This window comes from Catenuloplanes niger (assembly GCF_031458255.1).
In the GTDB taxonomy this organism is placed as follows: Bacteria; Actinomycetota; Actinomycetes; order Mycobacteriales; family Micromonosporaceae; genus Catenuloplanes; species Catenuloplanes niger.
Genome location: NZ_JAVDYC010000001.1, coordinates 9,067,688 through 9,081,531, shown reverse-complemented (window position 1 = coordinate 9,081,531; position 13,844 = coordinate 9,067,688). Strand labels below are relative to the sequence as shown.

The following is a 13,844-nucleotide window of genomic DNA, read 5'->3' as shown; positions in this document are numbered from 1 at the left end:
TCACGCCGTGGCCAGCGTCAGGTCGCGGAGCAGCTCGGACGCCTCCACAGTGGTCAACGCGGCGAGCGGGGCGCGGACCGACTCGATCGCCTGCTCCGGCACGGACGTCGGCTGCCAGGCGGGTATGCCCGGGGTCAGGTCCACTTCGATCCGGCGGCCGCCGGGCAGGTCGCGGACCAGCGTGTGCTGCCAACCGCCGGCACCGGCCGGCCGTCGCCAGCCCGCCCGTTCCAGGCCCAGCAGCCGGCCGGTCTCCGTCTTCACACCGTCGAAGCGGGTCAGCGCCCCGGACGTACGCTCGCCGTCGGCCAGTGCGAACACCTCGCGGCCGAGCTGCGGGAACGGCTGCACGATCTCGTAGTCCGCGAAGATCTCCGCCCATCCGGCGTCGATGCCGTGCGCGGGGTGGGCCAGGCGCACCTCCGCGTCGTCGTCGAGCGGCACCGGGTCGTCGGCGGCGTCCGCGAGCGTGCGGTCCTCCGCGATCCGGAACGCGGTCCCGGCCGCGGTGACCCACAGCAGGCGGGAGCCGACCGGGAACAGCAGCGGGTGGGCGGTGAGCGCGCGCAGCTCCGCGCCGGTCCACGCGCGCTGCTCGGCCAGCGCGGACTCCAGCCGGCGGACCACCTCGGCCGCCGTCCTCCGGACGCCCTTCCGCACGTCCGCGAGCCGGCGGTGCGCGGCGGCGGCCAGCTCCGGGTCGTCGGCCGCGCCGGCCTTCGGCAGCGACCGCAGCCGCCGGCCGGACGCGTCGGCGACCCACGGGCGCAGCTGCCCGTCGAACCCGGCCGTGAACGCGCGCGGGCCGAAGTCCAGCGTGAGCGTGGCGTCGGCGCGGAGACCCCACGCGGGGGTGAGCCGGTCCGCGAGGCCGTCCGGGGTCGTGCCGATCGCGCCGGCCACGTCCGCCATCCGGAGCAGGGCGCGTTCGCGTACCGTGCGGGTCCGCACGGTCGTGGTGATCTCGTGCAGCAGCCGCAGCGCGGTGTCCGTGCCGATCCGGGCCAGCACGTCCACGCCCCGGACCGCGCGGGTGTGCGCGCCCGTGGACGGCCACGCGCGGATCTGCGCGGCGAGCTCGGCCGCGGTGCGGTCGTCGCCGAGGACCGCCTGGGCGTCGAGCGGCCACGGCTCCTTGGGCGGCGCGTCCGCGAGCAGCCAGGTCTGCAGCAGCGACCGGGCGAACGCGCCCAGATCGGCCGCGTCGCACGCGTCGCGGACCAGGTCCAGGCCCGCGTACGGCTCGCCGGGCTTGGAGATCATCAGCATCGTGAGCACGTGCCGGACCGCGTGCGCGGGCAGCACGCCGTGCGGTGTCCGGATCGGTGCCAGCGCGTCCGGGTCCAGCCAGGCCGGCAGGTCGGGGATCCTGGTGGGCAGCGCGTCGAGCGGGTCGGCGGCCAGCAGCGGCTCGATCTTCGTGGCAGCGGTCGGGCCGTACCCGGTGGCCGCGGCCAGCACCACGCCGCGGTGGCCCTCGGCGGCCAGCGTGTGCAGCGCGGCCGTGGCCTGCCGCCGCTCCGGGCCGGCCGGGCCGAACGCGATCGGGATCAGCGCGCGGGCCGCCGGCTCCGGGTCGCGGCGCGCCCGGTCCAGCACGGCCGCGCGCGGGCCCTTCAGCCAGGCGGTCCACCGGTCCCGGTCCGGCCCGCGCAGCCCGTCGACGGACGGCGGCCGGGTGCGCCGGCGCTTCACCGTCCACGGCGGCGTGGCCAGCACCGGCGGCAGCACGCCCGCCACCGGCTCGTCGCGCGGTGCGAACCGGGCGGCCAGCTCCGGCGGCAGCAGGCCGGCCACGTCCGGGTGGGCGCGCACGTGGCGGCGCAGCAGGTCGAGGTGCCGCGGCGACGGCGCGGGCTCGGCGGCGAGCAGCCGGGCGGCGCGGCGCGGGAACCGGGCGGCGGCCTCGAACGCGACGGCCGCCACGGTCGTCACGCCGAGATGGTCGAGCAGGTACCGGTACGCCCGGTCGGTCGGCAGCGCGCCGATCACCGCCAGGTACGTGCCGGCCAGCCCCTCCCGGTCGTGCCACAGGTACCGGTGTTCCTCGCCGGTGATCAGGTCCAGCGCCTCGTCCGGGCCGAGCGCGGCGACGACCGTGGCAAGCAGCGCCGGCGAGGACTCCAGCGACTGCAGCGACCAGCCGGTGGCCCGGAACACGGCGTCCAGCTCGGCCCGGTCGCGCGCGCACGCGGTCAGCAGCACGGTGCTGGAGTCGTGCCGGCCGGTCGTGGTCAGTGCGGCCAGCGTGTCCGCCAGCCACGGTGCGTCCGGCGCCAGGAACGACGCGACCACCCGGTGGCGCGTGCTGGCGGCCCGGCCCTCGGCCAGCGCCGCCACCGCCGTCTCGTACTCACCGGCGGGCGCGGCCGACATCGCCGCGCGCACCCGGGCGAGCACGCCGGCCGTCCGCTTCCCGTACCACTCGGCGTGGGGTGCGGCGTCCGCGCCCGGGCGCAGCACCGCAGGATTGGTGCTGCGCTTGACGAACAGCAGGCCGGCCATCTCCAGGCAGACGCGGGCCGCGAACGGCAGCCCGTGCTCGGCGATCCACGAGTCGGCCAGCACCCGCCGGAAGCCGTCGTCGACCGGCATCGCGGTGGCGATCACGGCCGCACCGAACGGCGTGCGCTCCCCGGCCAGCCAGGCCAGGCCCGCCGTCGTCACGTCCGGCGGCGTCTGCGTGCCGCCGAGCGTGGCCGCCGGATCTGCCCAGCGCCCGACCACGGACGCCACCCGTCGCGCGGCGTCCGGCGTCGGCGTCCAGGCCGCGCCGCAGCCGCGCCACGGGTGACCCGCCCACGGCAGGACCAGCGTGTCCTCGTCGGTCATCCCGTTGCACCCCCGTCGTCCGTACCGGTGCGGCAGACCTTAGCGCCGACCACCGACACGTTCGCCGCGCACGCACGCCGCGGGGCGAGGCCCACCCGCCCGGACCGGTCCGGGCGCGCCGGTCAGAACGGGACGCCGCCCTCGTAGACGCCGATGTCGCCGACGGTCATGGTGCGGACGGCCGCGGACCGGGCCGGGTCGGCGCTGGCGGCGATCGCGACGTTGAGCACGATGAAGGCGCTCTTGCCGAACGGCCAGGTGCGGCCGGACGCGGCGGCGTCGGATGCCCAGAACGTCATCGTCGGCTTGCGGTCGATGTAGAAGCGCACCACGTGCTCGTCGAAGTAGACGCCGTAGCGGTGCGCGCGGGCGTCGAGCGGCACGCCGAGGTCGACGGTGCCGCCGGCCTCGCCCCAGCCGTAGGGCATGTCCGTCCGCGGATCGCCGATCTTGGCCATGTGCATGCCGTGGTGGGCGATGGTCGGGGTGGCGCCGGCACCCTCGAGGATGTCCAGCTCACCCGAGGCGGGCCAGCCCACCTTCTTGACGTCCGCGCCGACGAGCCAGAACGCGGGCCAGACCCCGGCACCCACCGGCGCGACGATCGCACTCTCCACATAGGAGCGCGGCTTGATCGTCACCTTGCCGGCCGTGGTGAGGCGGGCGCTGGTGAAGTCCCGGGTGATGCCGTCCGTGCCCTTGGTGGTCTGCCGGCGCGCGGTGATGACCAGCCGGCCGGTGCCGTCGACCGCGGAGTTGGCGGTGCCGGCGGTGTAGGTCTGCAGTTCCCGGTTGCCCCAGCCGTTGCCGCCGGTCTCGTGGTTCCAGGTCGCGGCGGACGGCGCGGTGCCGGCCCGGCCGGCGAACGAGATCGTCCGGGTGGGCTTGACCGGGGCCCGGGCGGGCACGGCGGCCACGTGCTCCCGGACGGTCAGGCCGGTCACCTGGAACCGGAAGGCGCCCGAGCCCGGCAGGCTCAGGTAGACGGCGGTGTCGGCGCGGCCGGCCGCGGTGGCGGCGAACGTACGCGTGATCAGGTGCCAGCCGGTGTCGGTGTACTCGCCGTAGACCGCGGCGTCGGCGGGCCGGTGCTCGTAGTTGCCGTTGGCCAGCAGCATGCCGATCGGACGGCGGGCGCCACGCAGGTCACGGACCCAGGCCTGCATCCGGTAGGTCCTGCCGACGGTGAAGAAGGTGGTCGGGTTCCGCAGCGGGGCCAGGGCCATCGCCCAGTCGCCGGTGCCGCCGGCGCGGGAGATCTCCATGGCCGTGGTGGCGCTGAACGGCCCGCTCACCCCGCTGACCCGGCGCAGCGTCACCGGGCCGGCGACGGAACTCGCGGTCCAGCCGTGGGCGGTCCGAGTGACCGTCCCGTCCAGCACGCCCTCGGCACCACCCGAGGCACTGCCCGAGGCACTGCCCGAGGCGCCGCCTGCGACGGCGGCCGCGGCGGGCCGGACGGCGGGAGCCGTCCGGGCGGACGGCGTCTCCGGGAGCACGAGTGCGGCGACGGCGAGGACCGCGGTGAGCGTGGCACGCCGGGTGGCGGCGACCAGTCGGGTCCGGCCGGCGATGGGGTGCAGAGACAAATAGCAACCTTCGATGGGCGACAGGGGCATCGCTCAGCGCGATGCCTGCCTATCGGGGCGGCCCGGCCCCATCCAACCGAAGTACCGAACCCGCAACCCACACACACCGGATCCGCTCGCCGCCGCGTCACCCACCCGTCGCGGGCCGGCCGCCTACGGCCGGCCCGCCGCCTCCGGTGGGCCGGCCTCCGGTGGGCGGCCGGCCGGCACCAGCCGTTCCGCGCGTGCCCAGGCGCGCAGCGCGCGGACGAACCCGGACCGGTCGTAGCGGTGGATCACGTGGTTCGCGTCCGAGCGCACCAGCGTGGTCCGCGGCGCCAGCTCGGTCACCCGGCGCGCGTCATCGTCGTCGAGCGCGCCGACGAGCCCGTATCGGTCGAGTCGCATCCAGCGGGCGTGCATCAGCAGGATCGGTGCCCGCACGGCGCGCAGCGCGTCCGCGTGTGCGAACGTGCCGTACATCCGGCCGTCGACGAACGCGCGCGCGAAGTCCGGGTCGAACATGGACAGTGACCGGAACAGGTCACCGAACGACGCCGGCGCCCACCATGCCGCGAATCCCGAGGGCGCACCCGGATGCGCGCGTTCCCAGCGCCGCACGCCCCGGTCGATCAGCGTCACGGCCCAGTCCGGGAACCGTTTCACCCGCCGCGGCGAGACCGGCAGCTCCTGCCCGCGGAAGTAGTCGGCGAGCCGGCGGTCCGGCTTCTCCAGCACGGCGACCGCGTGCACGGGTCCACGATGGACGAACCGGTCGCGGTCGCGGAATCGCGGCCACTCCGCCGAGAAGACCGGTGCGTCCTCCAGCACGACGCCACTGACCAGGTCCGGTGCGTGCGCGGCGAGCCAGAGCGCGAGGATCCCGCCGGAGGAGTTGCCGCTGACGATCGCCGGCCGCCGCACCACGGTCGCCAGGAACGACCGGAGGTGCCCGCCGACCGCGTCCCAGGTGTAGCGGCCGGGGGTCCACGACGACGACCCGTGCCCGGTCACGTCGACCGCGAACACCTCGAACTCGCCCGCCAGGTCCGTGGCGACCCGCGCGTACGTCCGCCAGGTGCCCATCTGCGCCGGGAGCAGCACCAGCGGCGGCCCGCCGGCCGGCCCGCGCACGAAGCTGAGCGTCACCCCGTCGCCGACCTCGGCGAACTGCTGGGTGAACCCTCGCGGCACCGCCGGATCCAGCCGGCGCTCGAACGGATTACGCTCCATTCGTGGGAGTGTCCCACGAATTTGCCGGTGCGGACAGGCCGGTACCGTCGGCACATGGCATCGACCCTGCCGCCCCAGCTCACGGACAGCACGCCGTACCTGCTGACCCGCGCCGTCCGTAAGGCGTCCCGGCTCGCCGCACCGCATTTCGCCGCGGAACCGCTGCGCTTCCCGCACTACGTGACGCTGTGCTGGGCCGCCCACCTCGACGGCGCCACCCAGCGCGAGCTCGCCGGCGCGATGGACGCCGACCCCAGCGACCTGGTCACGGTCCTCGCCGCGCTCGAGGACGCCGGGCTGCTCACCCGCACGCCGGATCCGGCCGACCGCCGCCGGAACCTGCTCGCCGTCACCGCGGCCGGCCACGCCTGGCTCACCGACCGCCACGCCCGCGCCCGCGCCTACGACGCCGCGCTCTGCGCCACCACGCCGGACGACGGCGACGACCTGCGCGCCCAGTTGCGGGCACTGCTCGCCTAGAAAGAACCCGATCTTCCCGCTTCCGGCGTGGGCACGTTCCCAGTGCTCCCGCGGGCACCGGTCGGCCGCGGGCGGCCTCCCTGCACGTCCCGCGGCCGGTCACCGACGACCCGGCTCCGCTCAGCCGATCTCGACGCGGAGGATGCGGTCGTCTCCCGGACGGGGATCGGTGCCGCCCCAGGTGGCCAGGTCGGTGTTGGAGGTGAGCAGCCACAGCGAGCCGTCCGGGGCCACCTCGACGGTGCGGATGCGGCCGTGGTCGCCGGCCAGGTGGGCGATCGGGTCCGCCGTGGCGGTGGCCCCGTCGACCGGCAGCTGCCAGAGCCGCTGCCCGCCGAGCGCCCCGATCCACAGCGAGCCGTGGGCGTAGGCGACCCCGGACGGGCTCGCGTCGTCCGGATGGATGGTCGCGATCGGCGGTTCGCCGGTGTCGCCGGCGATCCCCTCGGTCGCGGGCCAGCCGTAGTCGGCGCCCGCCCGCAGCACGTTGACCTCGTCCCAGGTGCGGTGCCCGAGCTCGGAGGCGTAGGCGGTGCCGTCCGGCCCGAACGCGATGCCCTGCACGTTGCGGTGCCCGCTGGAGTAGATCGGCGAGTCCCCCGGGTTGTCGTCGGGGATCGTACCGTCCGTGGCGATCCGGAGGATCTTGCCGTTGAGGGAGTCGCCGTTCGCGGCGTCGGCGGGCTCGAAGGCGTCGCCGGTGCCGATCCACAGGTGCCCGTCCGGGCCGATCACGATGCGCCCGCCGTGGTGACGGTCCGCGGTCCGGATGCCGTCGAGCAGCACCCGGTCCACCGTGAGGGACGCGAAGTCCGCGCCGATGGTGACGGCCACGATCCGGTTCTGGTCCGGGCCGGACACGGCCGCGTAGACCGTGCGGTCCCGGGCGAACCCCGGTGAGGCCACGATGCCGAGCAGCCCACCCTCCGCGCTCACGCTGACGTCCGGGACGGTCCCCACGGTCTGCGCGTCCCCGCCGCCGGCCGGCACGCGCAGGATCCGCCCGGTGATCCGTTCCGAGACCAGGGCCGAGCCGTCCGGCAGGAACGTCAGCCCCCACGGCGACCGCAGGCCCGTGGTCAGCTCGGTCGGTTCGCCGAGCGTGGCGACGGTGCCGGCGGCGGCGCCCGGTGGACGGTTCGTGGTCGTGGACGGCTGCTGGGTGCAGCCCGCCAGGATCAGTCCGGCGCACAGGGCACCGATCGCCGTCCGCCTCATCGCTTGAGGGCCAGGGTCTCGGCGAACCCGAGGCGGCGGACGAACGCCTCCCGGGTCAGGTCGGCGAACGCGACCACGTGGTCCACGCCGGCGTGCGCGGCGTCGACGACCGTCCGGAACGGCTTCGCGCCCACCGGCAGTGCCAGCACCCGGGCGATCTCGTCCGCGACGTCCTGCGGGTCCGCCGTGGTGCCGGGCGCGAAGAGGTCGTCGTGGGCGGCGTGGGTGCGGGCGACCAGCGGGTCCAGCTCGCCGTACTGCGCGGTCACGCCGTCGTCGCTCGCGTGGCTGGCACCGCTGAAGTGGTCGGTGCCCTGCGGGATCGCGCCGGGCATCACGATCGTCGTCTCGATCCCGAACTGGGAGACCTCGTAGGAGGTCACCACCGCGAGGGAGTCGAACGCGGCCTTCGACGCCACGTACGGCCCGAGGAACGGCGGCGTGGTCACCGGGATGGTGCTGCCGACCCAGATCAGCACGCCGGACCGCTGCCGGCGCAGGTGCGGCAGGGCGGCCCGGTTGACCCGGTGCGCGCCGACCGCGTTGATGTCCAGCAGCCGGGTGAGATCCGCCGCGGTGAACGCCTCGACGTACCCGATGTAGAGGTGGCCGGCGTTCTGCACCACCACGTCGAGGCCGCCGGCCTCGTCGACGACGCGCGCGACCGCCGCGTCCGCGGAGGACTGCGACGTCACGTCCAGTTCCACGACGCGCAGCTCGCCCGGCTGCGTGTCACCGTAGGCGATCAGGTCGGCCGCCGCGGCGGCGTTCCCGCCGACCGGGTCGCGCATCGTGGCGTAGACGGTGTGCCCGGCCGCGGCGAGGGTGCGGGCGGTCAGCCGGCCGATGCCGGAGGACGCGCCGGTGATCAGGATGATGCTCATGGTGACTCCCGGTCCGTGCGGCCGCCGGTCAGGCGGCGCCGCCGTTGACGAAGATGGTCTGGCCGTTCACCCAGCGCGCGGGCCCGGCGAGGAACGCCACCGCCTCCACGATGTCCTCGGGCTCGCCCAGCCGCTGGTACGGGTTGTTGTTCGCGATCTGGGCGATCAGCTCCTCGCTCTTGCCGTGCAGGAACAGCGGCGTCGCGGTCGGGCCGGGCGCGATCGTGTTCACCGTGATGTCCTTGCCGCGCAGCTCACGGGCGAGGATGAGGGAGATCACCTCGACCGCGGCCTTGGACGCGGCGTAGGCGGCGTAGGCCGGCGGCCGCAGCCGGATGATCGAGGTGGAGAAGTTGATGATCGCGCCGCCGGTCCGTACCCGCTGCACCGCGAGCTTGTCCACGATGAACGTGCCGCGCACGTTCACCCGCTGGATGCGGTCGAACACGTCCAGATCGAGCTGCGCGAGCGGTGACAACGGCATGATCCCGGCCGTGTGCACGAGCACGTCGACGCCGCCGAACTCCCGCTCGGCCACGTCGAACAGCGCGGTGGCCGCGGCTTCGTCGGAGATGTCGCCCCCGGCCGCGACGGCGCGCCCGCCGGCGTCGGTGATGGCCCGGACGGCCTCGTCGGCGCGCTCCCGGTTGCCGTTGTAGTGCACGACGACGGCCATGCCGTCCGCGGCCAGGCGCAGCGCGCTGGCCCGGCCGATGCCGCCGGAGCCGCCGGTGACGATCGCGACGCGGTCGATGGTGTCGGTCATGATGACCCCTCCTCGTTATATGGACAGGAAGTACATTAGCTGCCGCCGCGGAAATGTACAAGCCGTCCACATGTATCGTGTTGCCGGGAAGCGAGGTGTCATGTCCGATCAGTTCGTGCCCGTCCGCCGGGGCCGTGGCCGCCGGCCCGCGGCAGAGGTCCGTGCCGGGGTGCTCGCGTCCGCGGGGCAGATCCTGATGCGTGACGGGCTGGCCGCGGTGACGTTCGATCGCGTCGCCAAGGAGTCCGGGTCGAGCAAGATGACGCTGTACAAGTGGTGGCCCTCCCCCGGCATGCTGGCCGCGGAGGCGTACTTCGCGCAGAGCGAGCAGGCCCTCGAGTTCCCGGACACCGGTGACCTGCGCGCCGACCTGACCACCCAGCTCACCGCGTTCGTCCGCCTGCTCAGCGACGGGGGAACGGGCAGCCGGGTGGCCGAGATCATCGGCGCCGCCCAGATGGACCCGGACCTGGCCCGCGCCTGGAAGGAGAACTACTCGGCACCCCGCCGCGAGCTCGCCCGCGCCCGCCTGCACGCCGCGCAGCAACGGGGCCAGCTCCGCGCCGACGCCGACCTGGAGATCATCGTCGATCACCTCTGGGGCGCCTGCTACCACCGGCTGCTCGTGCTCAAGGTGCCGGTCGACGAGTCGCTCGTACCCCGCCTGATCGACCAGACGCTGCGCGGCGTCACGCCCGCGGGAGCCTGACCGGTCACCGATCAGGCCCGCGGCACGGCGGTCACCGCACGCCCAGCGGCATCTCGGGCAGCGCCTGCCCGGTGCGCGCCACGTGGCCGATCCGGGAGGTCAGCCTCCGCAGCAGCGGCGCACTGCCGACGCGGGCCGCCAGGCGCAGCGCCCGCACGCCGGCGGCGGAGCGGGGATAGAACAGGCCGGGCGTACCCGGCGGCAGCTTCTGGGCGTCGTCGATCAGCGGCCGCATCCACCGCTCGTACCGCGCGAGGGCGCCGGCGTGGCCGCCCGGTCCCGCCTGGCCGAGGTACGCGGCCAGCACGTATCCGCCGACCATGGCCAACGACGTGCCGCCGCCCCCGAGCGGCGTGACGCACCAGGCGGCGTCGCCGGTGACGCAGACGCGGCCGCGTGACCACGCCGGCATCCTGATCTGGGTGAGGTAGTCGAGGTAGACGTCCGCGGAGCCGGCGAAGCCGTCCAGGACGCGCCCGGCCTGCCAGCCGGCGTCGTGGAAGGTCGCGCGCAGCTCGGCGCGGGCCTCGTCGGGCGGCAGGTCGGCGAGGTTCCGGTCCCGGCCGGTGAAGGCCAGCGTGGCTCGCGTGGTGCCGGCATTGTCCGGGCGCACGGTGATCTGCCGGCCGCCCGGGGCCGAGTACCAGCGCCACCAGCGGTCGTCGTCCGGCGTACGCGGGATGGTTCCGTAGGCCATGGTGAGACCGAGCCCGCGCCGCTCGACGGCGGAGCCGAAGACGAGGTCACGGGTGCGGGAGCGCACCCCCTCCGCGACGACCAGCAGGTCGTACCGCCGGGCCGGCCCGTCCTGCGGCGTCACCTCGACGTGCGATGCCTCGTGACGCACGTCGCGGATCCGGTCCCCGTATCGCACGGTGACGTTCCCGGGTAGCCGGTCGAGGATGACCCGGGCCAGGTCACCGCGCAGGATCTCGAGTTCCGCGGTCGGGCCGTCCGGGTCCTCGACGGGGAACCGCGCGATCGCCCGGCCCCGGTCGTCGAGGACGCTGGTGCCCTCCTCGGTCGTGCCGAGGCGGCGCACCTCGCCCTCCAGGCCCATCCGGGTCAGGACCTCCCGCGCGGCGCCGCGCACGTCGACGTTCTGCCCGCCGCCCCGGAACGCCGCGGCCCGCTCGAGGACCGTGACCTCCCATCCGGCGCGGCCGAGCCAGAACGCGGTGCTCAGTCCCGCGATGCCGGCTCCGGATACGAGTACTCGTGGTGCGGTCATGGACGTCTCCCGTCACAGCGGTCGCAGATAGCTTGATTTTCAAAATGCTTGATTTTGAAGCTACTTCGTGACTGCTATCTTGTCCACTGAGCGGGGGAGGAACAGGGCGATGGAAGAGTCCGCGGAGCGGGTGCTGGCCGCCATGCGCGCATGGGGCGTCGCCTTCAACGAGTTCGGCCGCCGGTTCGGCCGGACCGCCGGGCTGCACGTCACCGACGCCGAGGCACTGGTGCTGGTGGTCGCCGCCGAGGACAGGGGCACCCCGCTGACCCAGTCGGCCCTCAGCCGGCGCATCGGCCTGACCAGCGGCGCGACGTCGTCCCTGCTCAACCGGCTGGAGGAGGCCGGGCACATCGAGCGTCATCGCGACCGCGCCGACCGGCGGATGGTCACGCTGCGCTCGACCGAGGCCGTGCACCGCCAGGTCGACGAGTTCTTCGCGGCCCTCGGCACGGAACTCGCCGCGGGCATGTCCCGCTACGACCGCGAGACGCTGGACCGGTTCGCCCGCCTGGTGCAGGACATGACCGCGATCATGGAACAACGCCTCACACCCGCCGAGCCGGCCGCGCGCGACCCGCGCTGATCACACCCGCGACCGCGGGCCGCCCTGGTCAGCCGAGTTCCTGCGCCGCCCAGCCCGGGGCGTCGAGGTCGATCGGGGCGTCGCCGACGAACTGCGCGAGCTGACCCTCCAGCCGGACCAGCTCCGCGGCACCCAGGCGGCGCTCCCAGCGTGCGCGCACCTCGTCGAAGATCGCCTCGCCCTCCCGCATCAGCGCGAGCCCGTGGTCGGTGATCCGGACCTGGTTGCGGCGCGCGTCGGCGGGGTGCGGGCCGCTGGTGACGTACCCGCGCTCGGTGAGCACCGCGATCGTCTTCGCCGCGGCCTGCTTGGTGACGGCGAGCCGACGACCGAGCTCCGCGGCGTTGTCCGCACCCGCGCGGATCGCCCGCAGCGCGTACTCGTGGGACGGCCGGGCGTCGGGAAATCCCCGCGCGGCGAGCTCGCGGACCACCTCGTCCACCAGGTTGCGGTAACTGCCCAGCAGCAGGAGGGCGAGGTCGGCACCCGATCGGGACGGCATACGAGCAGTCTAGGGGCCGCCGTTGACAGAGACAACCTGGTTGTCTAACTTTGGGGCAACCAGGTTGTCTATTCAGGGAGTTCCCGTGCCCGTCCCGTCCCCGCTGCCCACCGTCGAGGGCATCACCCACCACACGGCCGACATCAACGGCGCCACGCTGCACTACGTGTCCGCGGGCACCGCCGGCTCCCCGATCCTGCTGGTGCACGGCTGGCCGGAGAGCTGGTGGGCGTTCCGCGCCGTCATCCCGCTGCTGGCCGCCACGCACCGGGTCGTCGCCGTGGACCTGCGCGGCTTCGGCGACTCCAGCGGCGGCAACGGCGACCACGACGCGGCCACCATGGCCGAGGACCTCCACCAGCTGGTCGCCCACCTCGGCGCCGGGCCGGTGCACGTGACCTGCCAGGACATCAGCGGCGGCCCGGTCTTCCAGTTCGCCGCCACCCACCCCGGCGACGTCCGCAGCCTCACCGCCGTCGAGACCACCCTGCCCGGGTACGGCATGGAGATGCTCGCCGACGTGGCCAACGGAGGCTCCTGGCACGTCGGCTTCCTGGCCACCACCGGCATCCCCGACCGGCTCCTGGCCGGACGCGAGCGGACGATGGTGGAGTGGGCCGTCTCGATGATGGCCACCGTGCCCGGGGCCGTCACCGACGCCGACATCGACGAGTTCACCCGCACCTACACCCACCCCGGCGGCTGGCGGGGCACCGAGGGGCTCTACCGCTCCGCGCTCGACGACGACGGCCGGACCCGCGCGCTCGCCGAGTCCCGGCCGCTGACCGTGCCCGTGCTCGCGATCGACGGCAGCAACGCCCCGTTCACCGAACGCACGATGCGCCAGGTCACCCGCGGCGACGTCACCGCGGTCCACATCCCCGGCGTCGGCCACCTCGTCGCCCAGGAGGCCCCCGAGGCCTTCGCCTCCACCGTCCGCACCTTCGTCGACCGCGTCGACCGGACCCGCTGACCGGCCGGTGGCGCGGACCGCGATCCGCGCCACCGCTTCGTCAGGAACCCACGACACCGGACGACGGACCGACACCGGACGACGGACCGGCATCGGCCGACGGACCGGCATCGGCCGACGGACCGGCACCGGACGATGGTGATCGCGGCGCCGGTCACCGGGCCGGCGTTCAGGTGAGGCAGCGCGGGGTGCGCAGGCCGAGGGTGCGCCGGCTGGCGTCGATCAGGTGCCGGCGCAGCACGTCGTCGTCGAGGCCGCGCGTCCGTGCGCTCATCCCGCCGGCGATCCCGGCCATCACCATGTCGGCTTTGATCAACCCGCCCACGCCGGGGTCGGTCTCGGCGAGCAGCGTGATCATTCGGTCGACCAGGTCGCCCACCTCCGTGCGGGAACGGAGCATCCCGGTGGCGCCGGGATCGCCGATCAGCATCGGAACCAGCATGCGATGCCGCACCGCGAGGTCGACGACGCCGGCGAGCATGCGCTCCGCGCGTGCCCGGCGGCCACGCTGCCCCTCGGCCGCCTCGACCACCGCCCGCAGTGCGCCGAGGAGCGGCTCGATCACCGCGGTGAGCAGTTCCTCGCGGGTGCGGAAGTGATGGTGGACGGCCGACTTCGTGACGCCCACCTCGTCGGCGATCATCTGCAGCGACGTGCCGGCGAAGCTGTGCCGGGCGAACAGGCGGATCGCGGCGTCGATGAAGCGGTGCCGGCTGTCCGGCGCCCGGACTGCTGCCACGGACATGCGCCCTCCCCTGCTGAACCCGGTGCTGCCACGAAGCCTAACCGGCCGATCGTTCAGGAGACAACTGCACGATCGTGCAGCCGATGACTGTACGATCGTAAAGTGAACAACTTCACG

13 protein-coding genes are annotated in these 13,844 nt (G+C 74.5%); 4 read left to right on the top strand and 9 right to left on the bottom strand.

The features are described 5' to 3' along the window. The 3 genes from J2S44_RS39870 to J2S44_RS39860 form a co-directional block, all read right to left on the bottom strand. Positions 1-2,832, bottom strand: a complete 2,832-nt coding sequence (locus J2S44_RS39870) for a DUF4132 domain-containing protein (RefSeq protein ID WP_310428311.1) — start codon at positions 2,830-2,832, stop codon at positions 1-3. Positions 2,833-2,954: 122 nt separating this feature from the next. Further along, entirely contained in the window at positions 2,955-4,421 is a 1,467-nt protein-coding gene (locus J2S44_RS39865) for a glycoside hydrolase family 16 protein (protein ID WP_310428310.1), read from the bottom strand. A 153-nt stretch (positions 4,422-4,574) separates the two neighbouring features. Continuing rightward, complete coding sequence (locus J2S44_RS39860; protein ID WP_310428308.1) at positions 4,575-5,633, bottom strand: alpha/beta fold hydrolase; 1,059 nt, start codon at positions 5,631-5,633, stop codon at positions 4,575-4,577. 54 nt (positions 5,634-5,687) lie between these two features. Here J2S44_RS39860 and J2S44_RS39855 point away from each other — a divergent pair, with 54 nt between their 5' ends. Then, positions 5,688-6,113 (top strand): MarR family winged helix-turn-helix transcriptional regulator, encoded by a 426-nt coding sequence (locus J2S44_RS39855; protein WP_310428305.1) that lies wholly within the window; start codon positions 5,688-5,690, stop codon positions 6,111-6,113. Between the two features lie 120 nt (positions 6,114-6,233). Here the strand turns inward: J2S44_RS39855 and J2S44_RS39850 are convergent, their stop codons facing one another. From J2S44_RS39850 to J2S44_RS39840, 3 genes are read right to left on the bottom strand one after another with little or no spacing between them, the layout of a single operon-like run. Next, positions 6,234-7,331, bottom strand: coding sequence for a PQQ-dependent sugar dehydrogenase (locus J2S44_RS39850; RefSeq protein WP_310428303.1), 1,098 nt, complete (start codon positions 7,329-7,331; stop codon positions 6,234-6,236). Next, entirely contained in the window at positions 7,328-8,215 is an 888-nt protein-coding gene (locus J2S44_RS39845) for an SDR family oxidoreductase (protein WP_310428300.1), read from the bottom strand. The genes J2S44_RS39850 and J2S44_RS39845 overlap by 4 nt, the downstream gene beginning before the upstream one ends. 28 nt (positions 8,216-8,243) lie before the next feature. Next, positions 8,244-8,981, bottom strand: a complete 738-nt coding sequence (locus J2S44_RS39840; RefSeq protein ID WP_310428298.1) for an SDR family oxidoreductase — start codon at positions 8,979-8,981, stop codon at positions 8,244-8,246. Positions 8,982-9,081: 100 nt separating this feature from the next. Here J2S44_RS39840 and J2S44_RS39835 point away from each other — a divergent pair, with 100 nt between their 5' ends. After that, entirely contained in the window at positions 9,082-9,690 is a 609-nt protein-coding gene (locus J2S44_RS39835) for a TetR/AcrR family transcriptional regulator (protein ID WP_310428295.1), read from the top strand. Positions 9,691-9,721: 31 nt separating this feature from the next. Here J2S44_RS39835 and J2S44_RS39830 read toward each other — a convergent pair whose 3' ends face one another. Then, a complete protein-coding gene (locus J2S44_RS39830; protein WP_310428293.1) occupies positions 9,722-10,921 on the bottom strand; it encodes an FAD-dependent oxidoreductase in 1,200 nt (399 codons plus the stop codon). A gap of 109 nt (positions 10,922-11,030) precedes the next feature. Here J2S44_RS39830 and J2S44_RS39825 point away from each other — a divergent pair, with 109 nt between their 5' ends. Continuing rightward, on the top strand, positions 11,031-11,507 hold the full coding sequence (locus J2S44_RS39825; protein ID WP_310428291.1) for a MarR family winged helix-turn-helix transcriptional regulator: 477 nt from the start codon (positions 11,031-11,033) through the stop codon (positions 11,505-11,507). Between the two features lie 28 nt (positions 11,508-11,535). Here the strand turns inward: J2S44_RS39825 and J2S44_RS39820 are convergent, their stop codons facing one another. Further along, positions 11,536-12,009, bottom strand: coding sequence for a MarR family winged helix-turn-helix transcriptional regulator (locus J2S44_RS39820; RefSeq protein WP_310428288.1), 474 nt, complete (start codon positions 12,007-12,009; stop codon positions 11,536-11,538). Positions 12,010-12,094: 85 nt separating this feature from the next. On the opposite strand from J2S44_RS39820, the gene J2S44_RS39815 reads away from it, so the two are divergent. Next, positions 12,095-12,982 (top strand): alpha/beta fold hydrolase, encoded by an 888-nt coding sequence (locus tag J2S44_RS39815; protein WP_310428286.1) that lies wholly within the window; start codon positions 12,095-12,097, stop codon positions 12,980-12,982. Positions 12,983-13,151: 169 nt separating this feature from the next. Here J2S44_RS39815 and J2S44_RS39810 read toward each other — a convergent pair whose 3' ends face one another. Next, complete coding sequence (locus tag J2S44_RS39810) at positions 13,152-13,727, bottom strand: TetR/AcrR family transcriptional regulator (RefSeq protein WP_310428284.1); 576 nt, start codon at positions 13,725-13,727, stop codon at positions 13,152-13,154. Positions 13,728-13,844 lie beyond the last annotated feature (117 nt).

What these genes read in the sequence shown, in the direction of transcription:
- J2S44_RS39870 (WP_310428311.1), bottom strand. Translation starts at nt 2,832, where the DNA reads ATGACCGACGAGGACACGCTGGTCCTGCCGTGGGCGGGTCACCCGTGG.
- J2S44_RS39860 (WP_310428308.1), bottom strand. Translation starts at nt 5,633, where the DNA reads ATGGAGCGTAATCCGTTCGAGCGCCGGCTGGATCCGGCGGTGCCGCGA.
- J2S44_RS39855 (WP_310428305.1), top strand. Translation starts at nt 5,688, where the DNA reads ATGGCATCGACCCTGCCGCCCCAGCTCACGGACAGCACGCCGTACCTG.
- J2S44_RS39850 (WP_310428303.1), bottom strand. Translation starts at nt 7,331, where the DNA reads ATGAGGCGGACGGCGATCGGTGCCCTGTGCGCCGGACTGATCCTGGCG.
- J2S44_RS39845 (WP_310428300.1), bottom strand. Translation starts at nt 8,215, where the DNA reads ATGAGCATCATCCTGATCACCGGCGCGTCCTCCGGCATCGGCCGGCTG.
- J2S44_RS39840 (WP_310428298.1), bottom strand. Translation starts at nt 8,981, where the DNA reads ATGACCGACACCATCGACCGCGTCGCGATCGTCACCGGCGGCTCCGGC.
- J2S44_RS39835 (WP_310428295.1), top strand. Translation starts at nt 9,082, where the DNA reads ATGTCCGATCAGTTCGTGCCCGTCCGCCGGGGCCGTGGCCGCCGGCCC.
- J2S44_RS39830 (WP_310428293.1), bottom strand. Translation starts at nt 10,921, where the DNA reads ATGACCGCACCACGAGTACTCGTATCCGGAGCCGGCATCGCGGGACTG.
- J2S44_RS39825 (WP_310428291.1), top strand. Translation starts at nt 11,031, where the DNA reads ATGGAAGAGTCCGCGGAGCGGGTGCTGGCCGCCATGCGCGCATGGGGC.
- J2S44_RS39820 (WP_310428288.1), bottom strand. Translation starts at nt 12,009, where the DNA reads ATGCCGTCCCGATCGGGTGCCGACCTCGCCCTCCTGCTGCTGGGCAGT.
- J2S44_RS39810 (WP_310428284.1), bottom strand. Translation starts at nt 13,727, where the DNA reads ATGTCCGTGGCAGCAGTCCGGGCGCCGGACAGCCGGCACCGCTTCATC.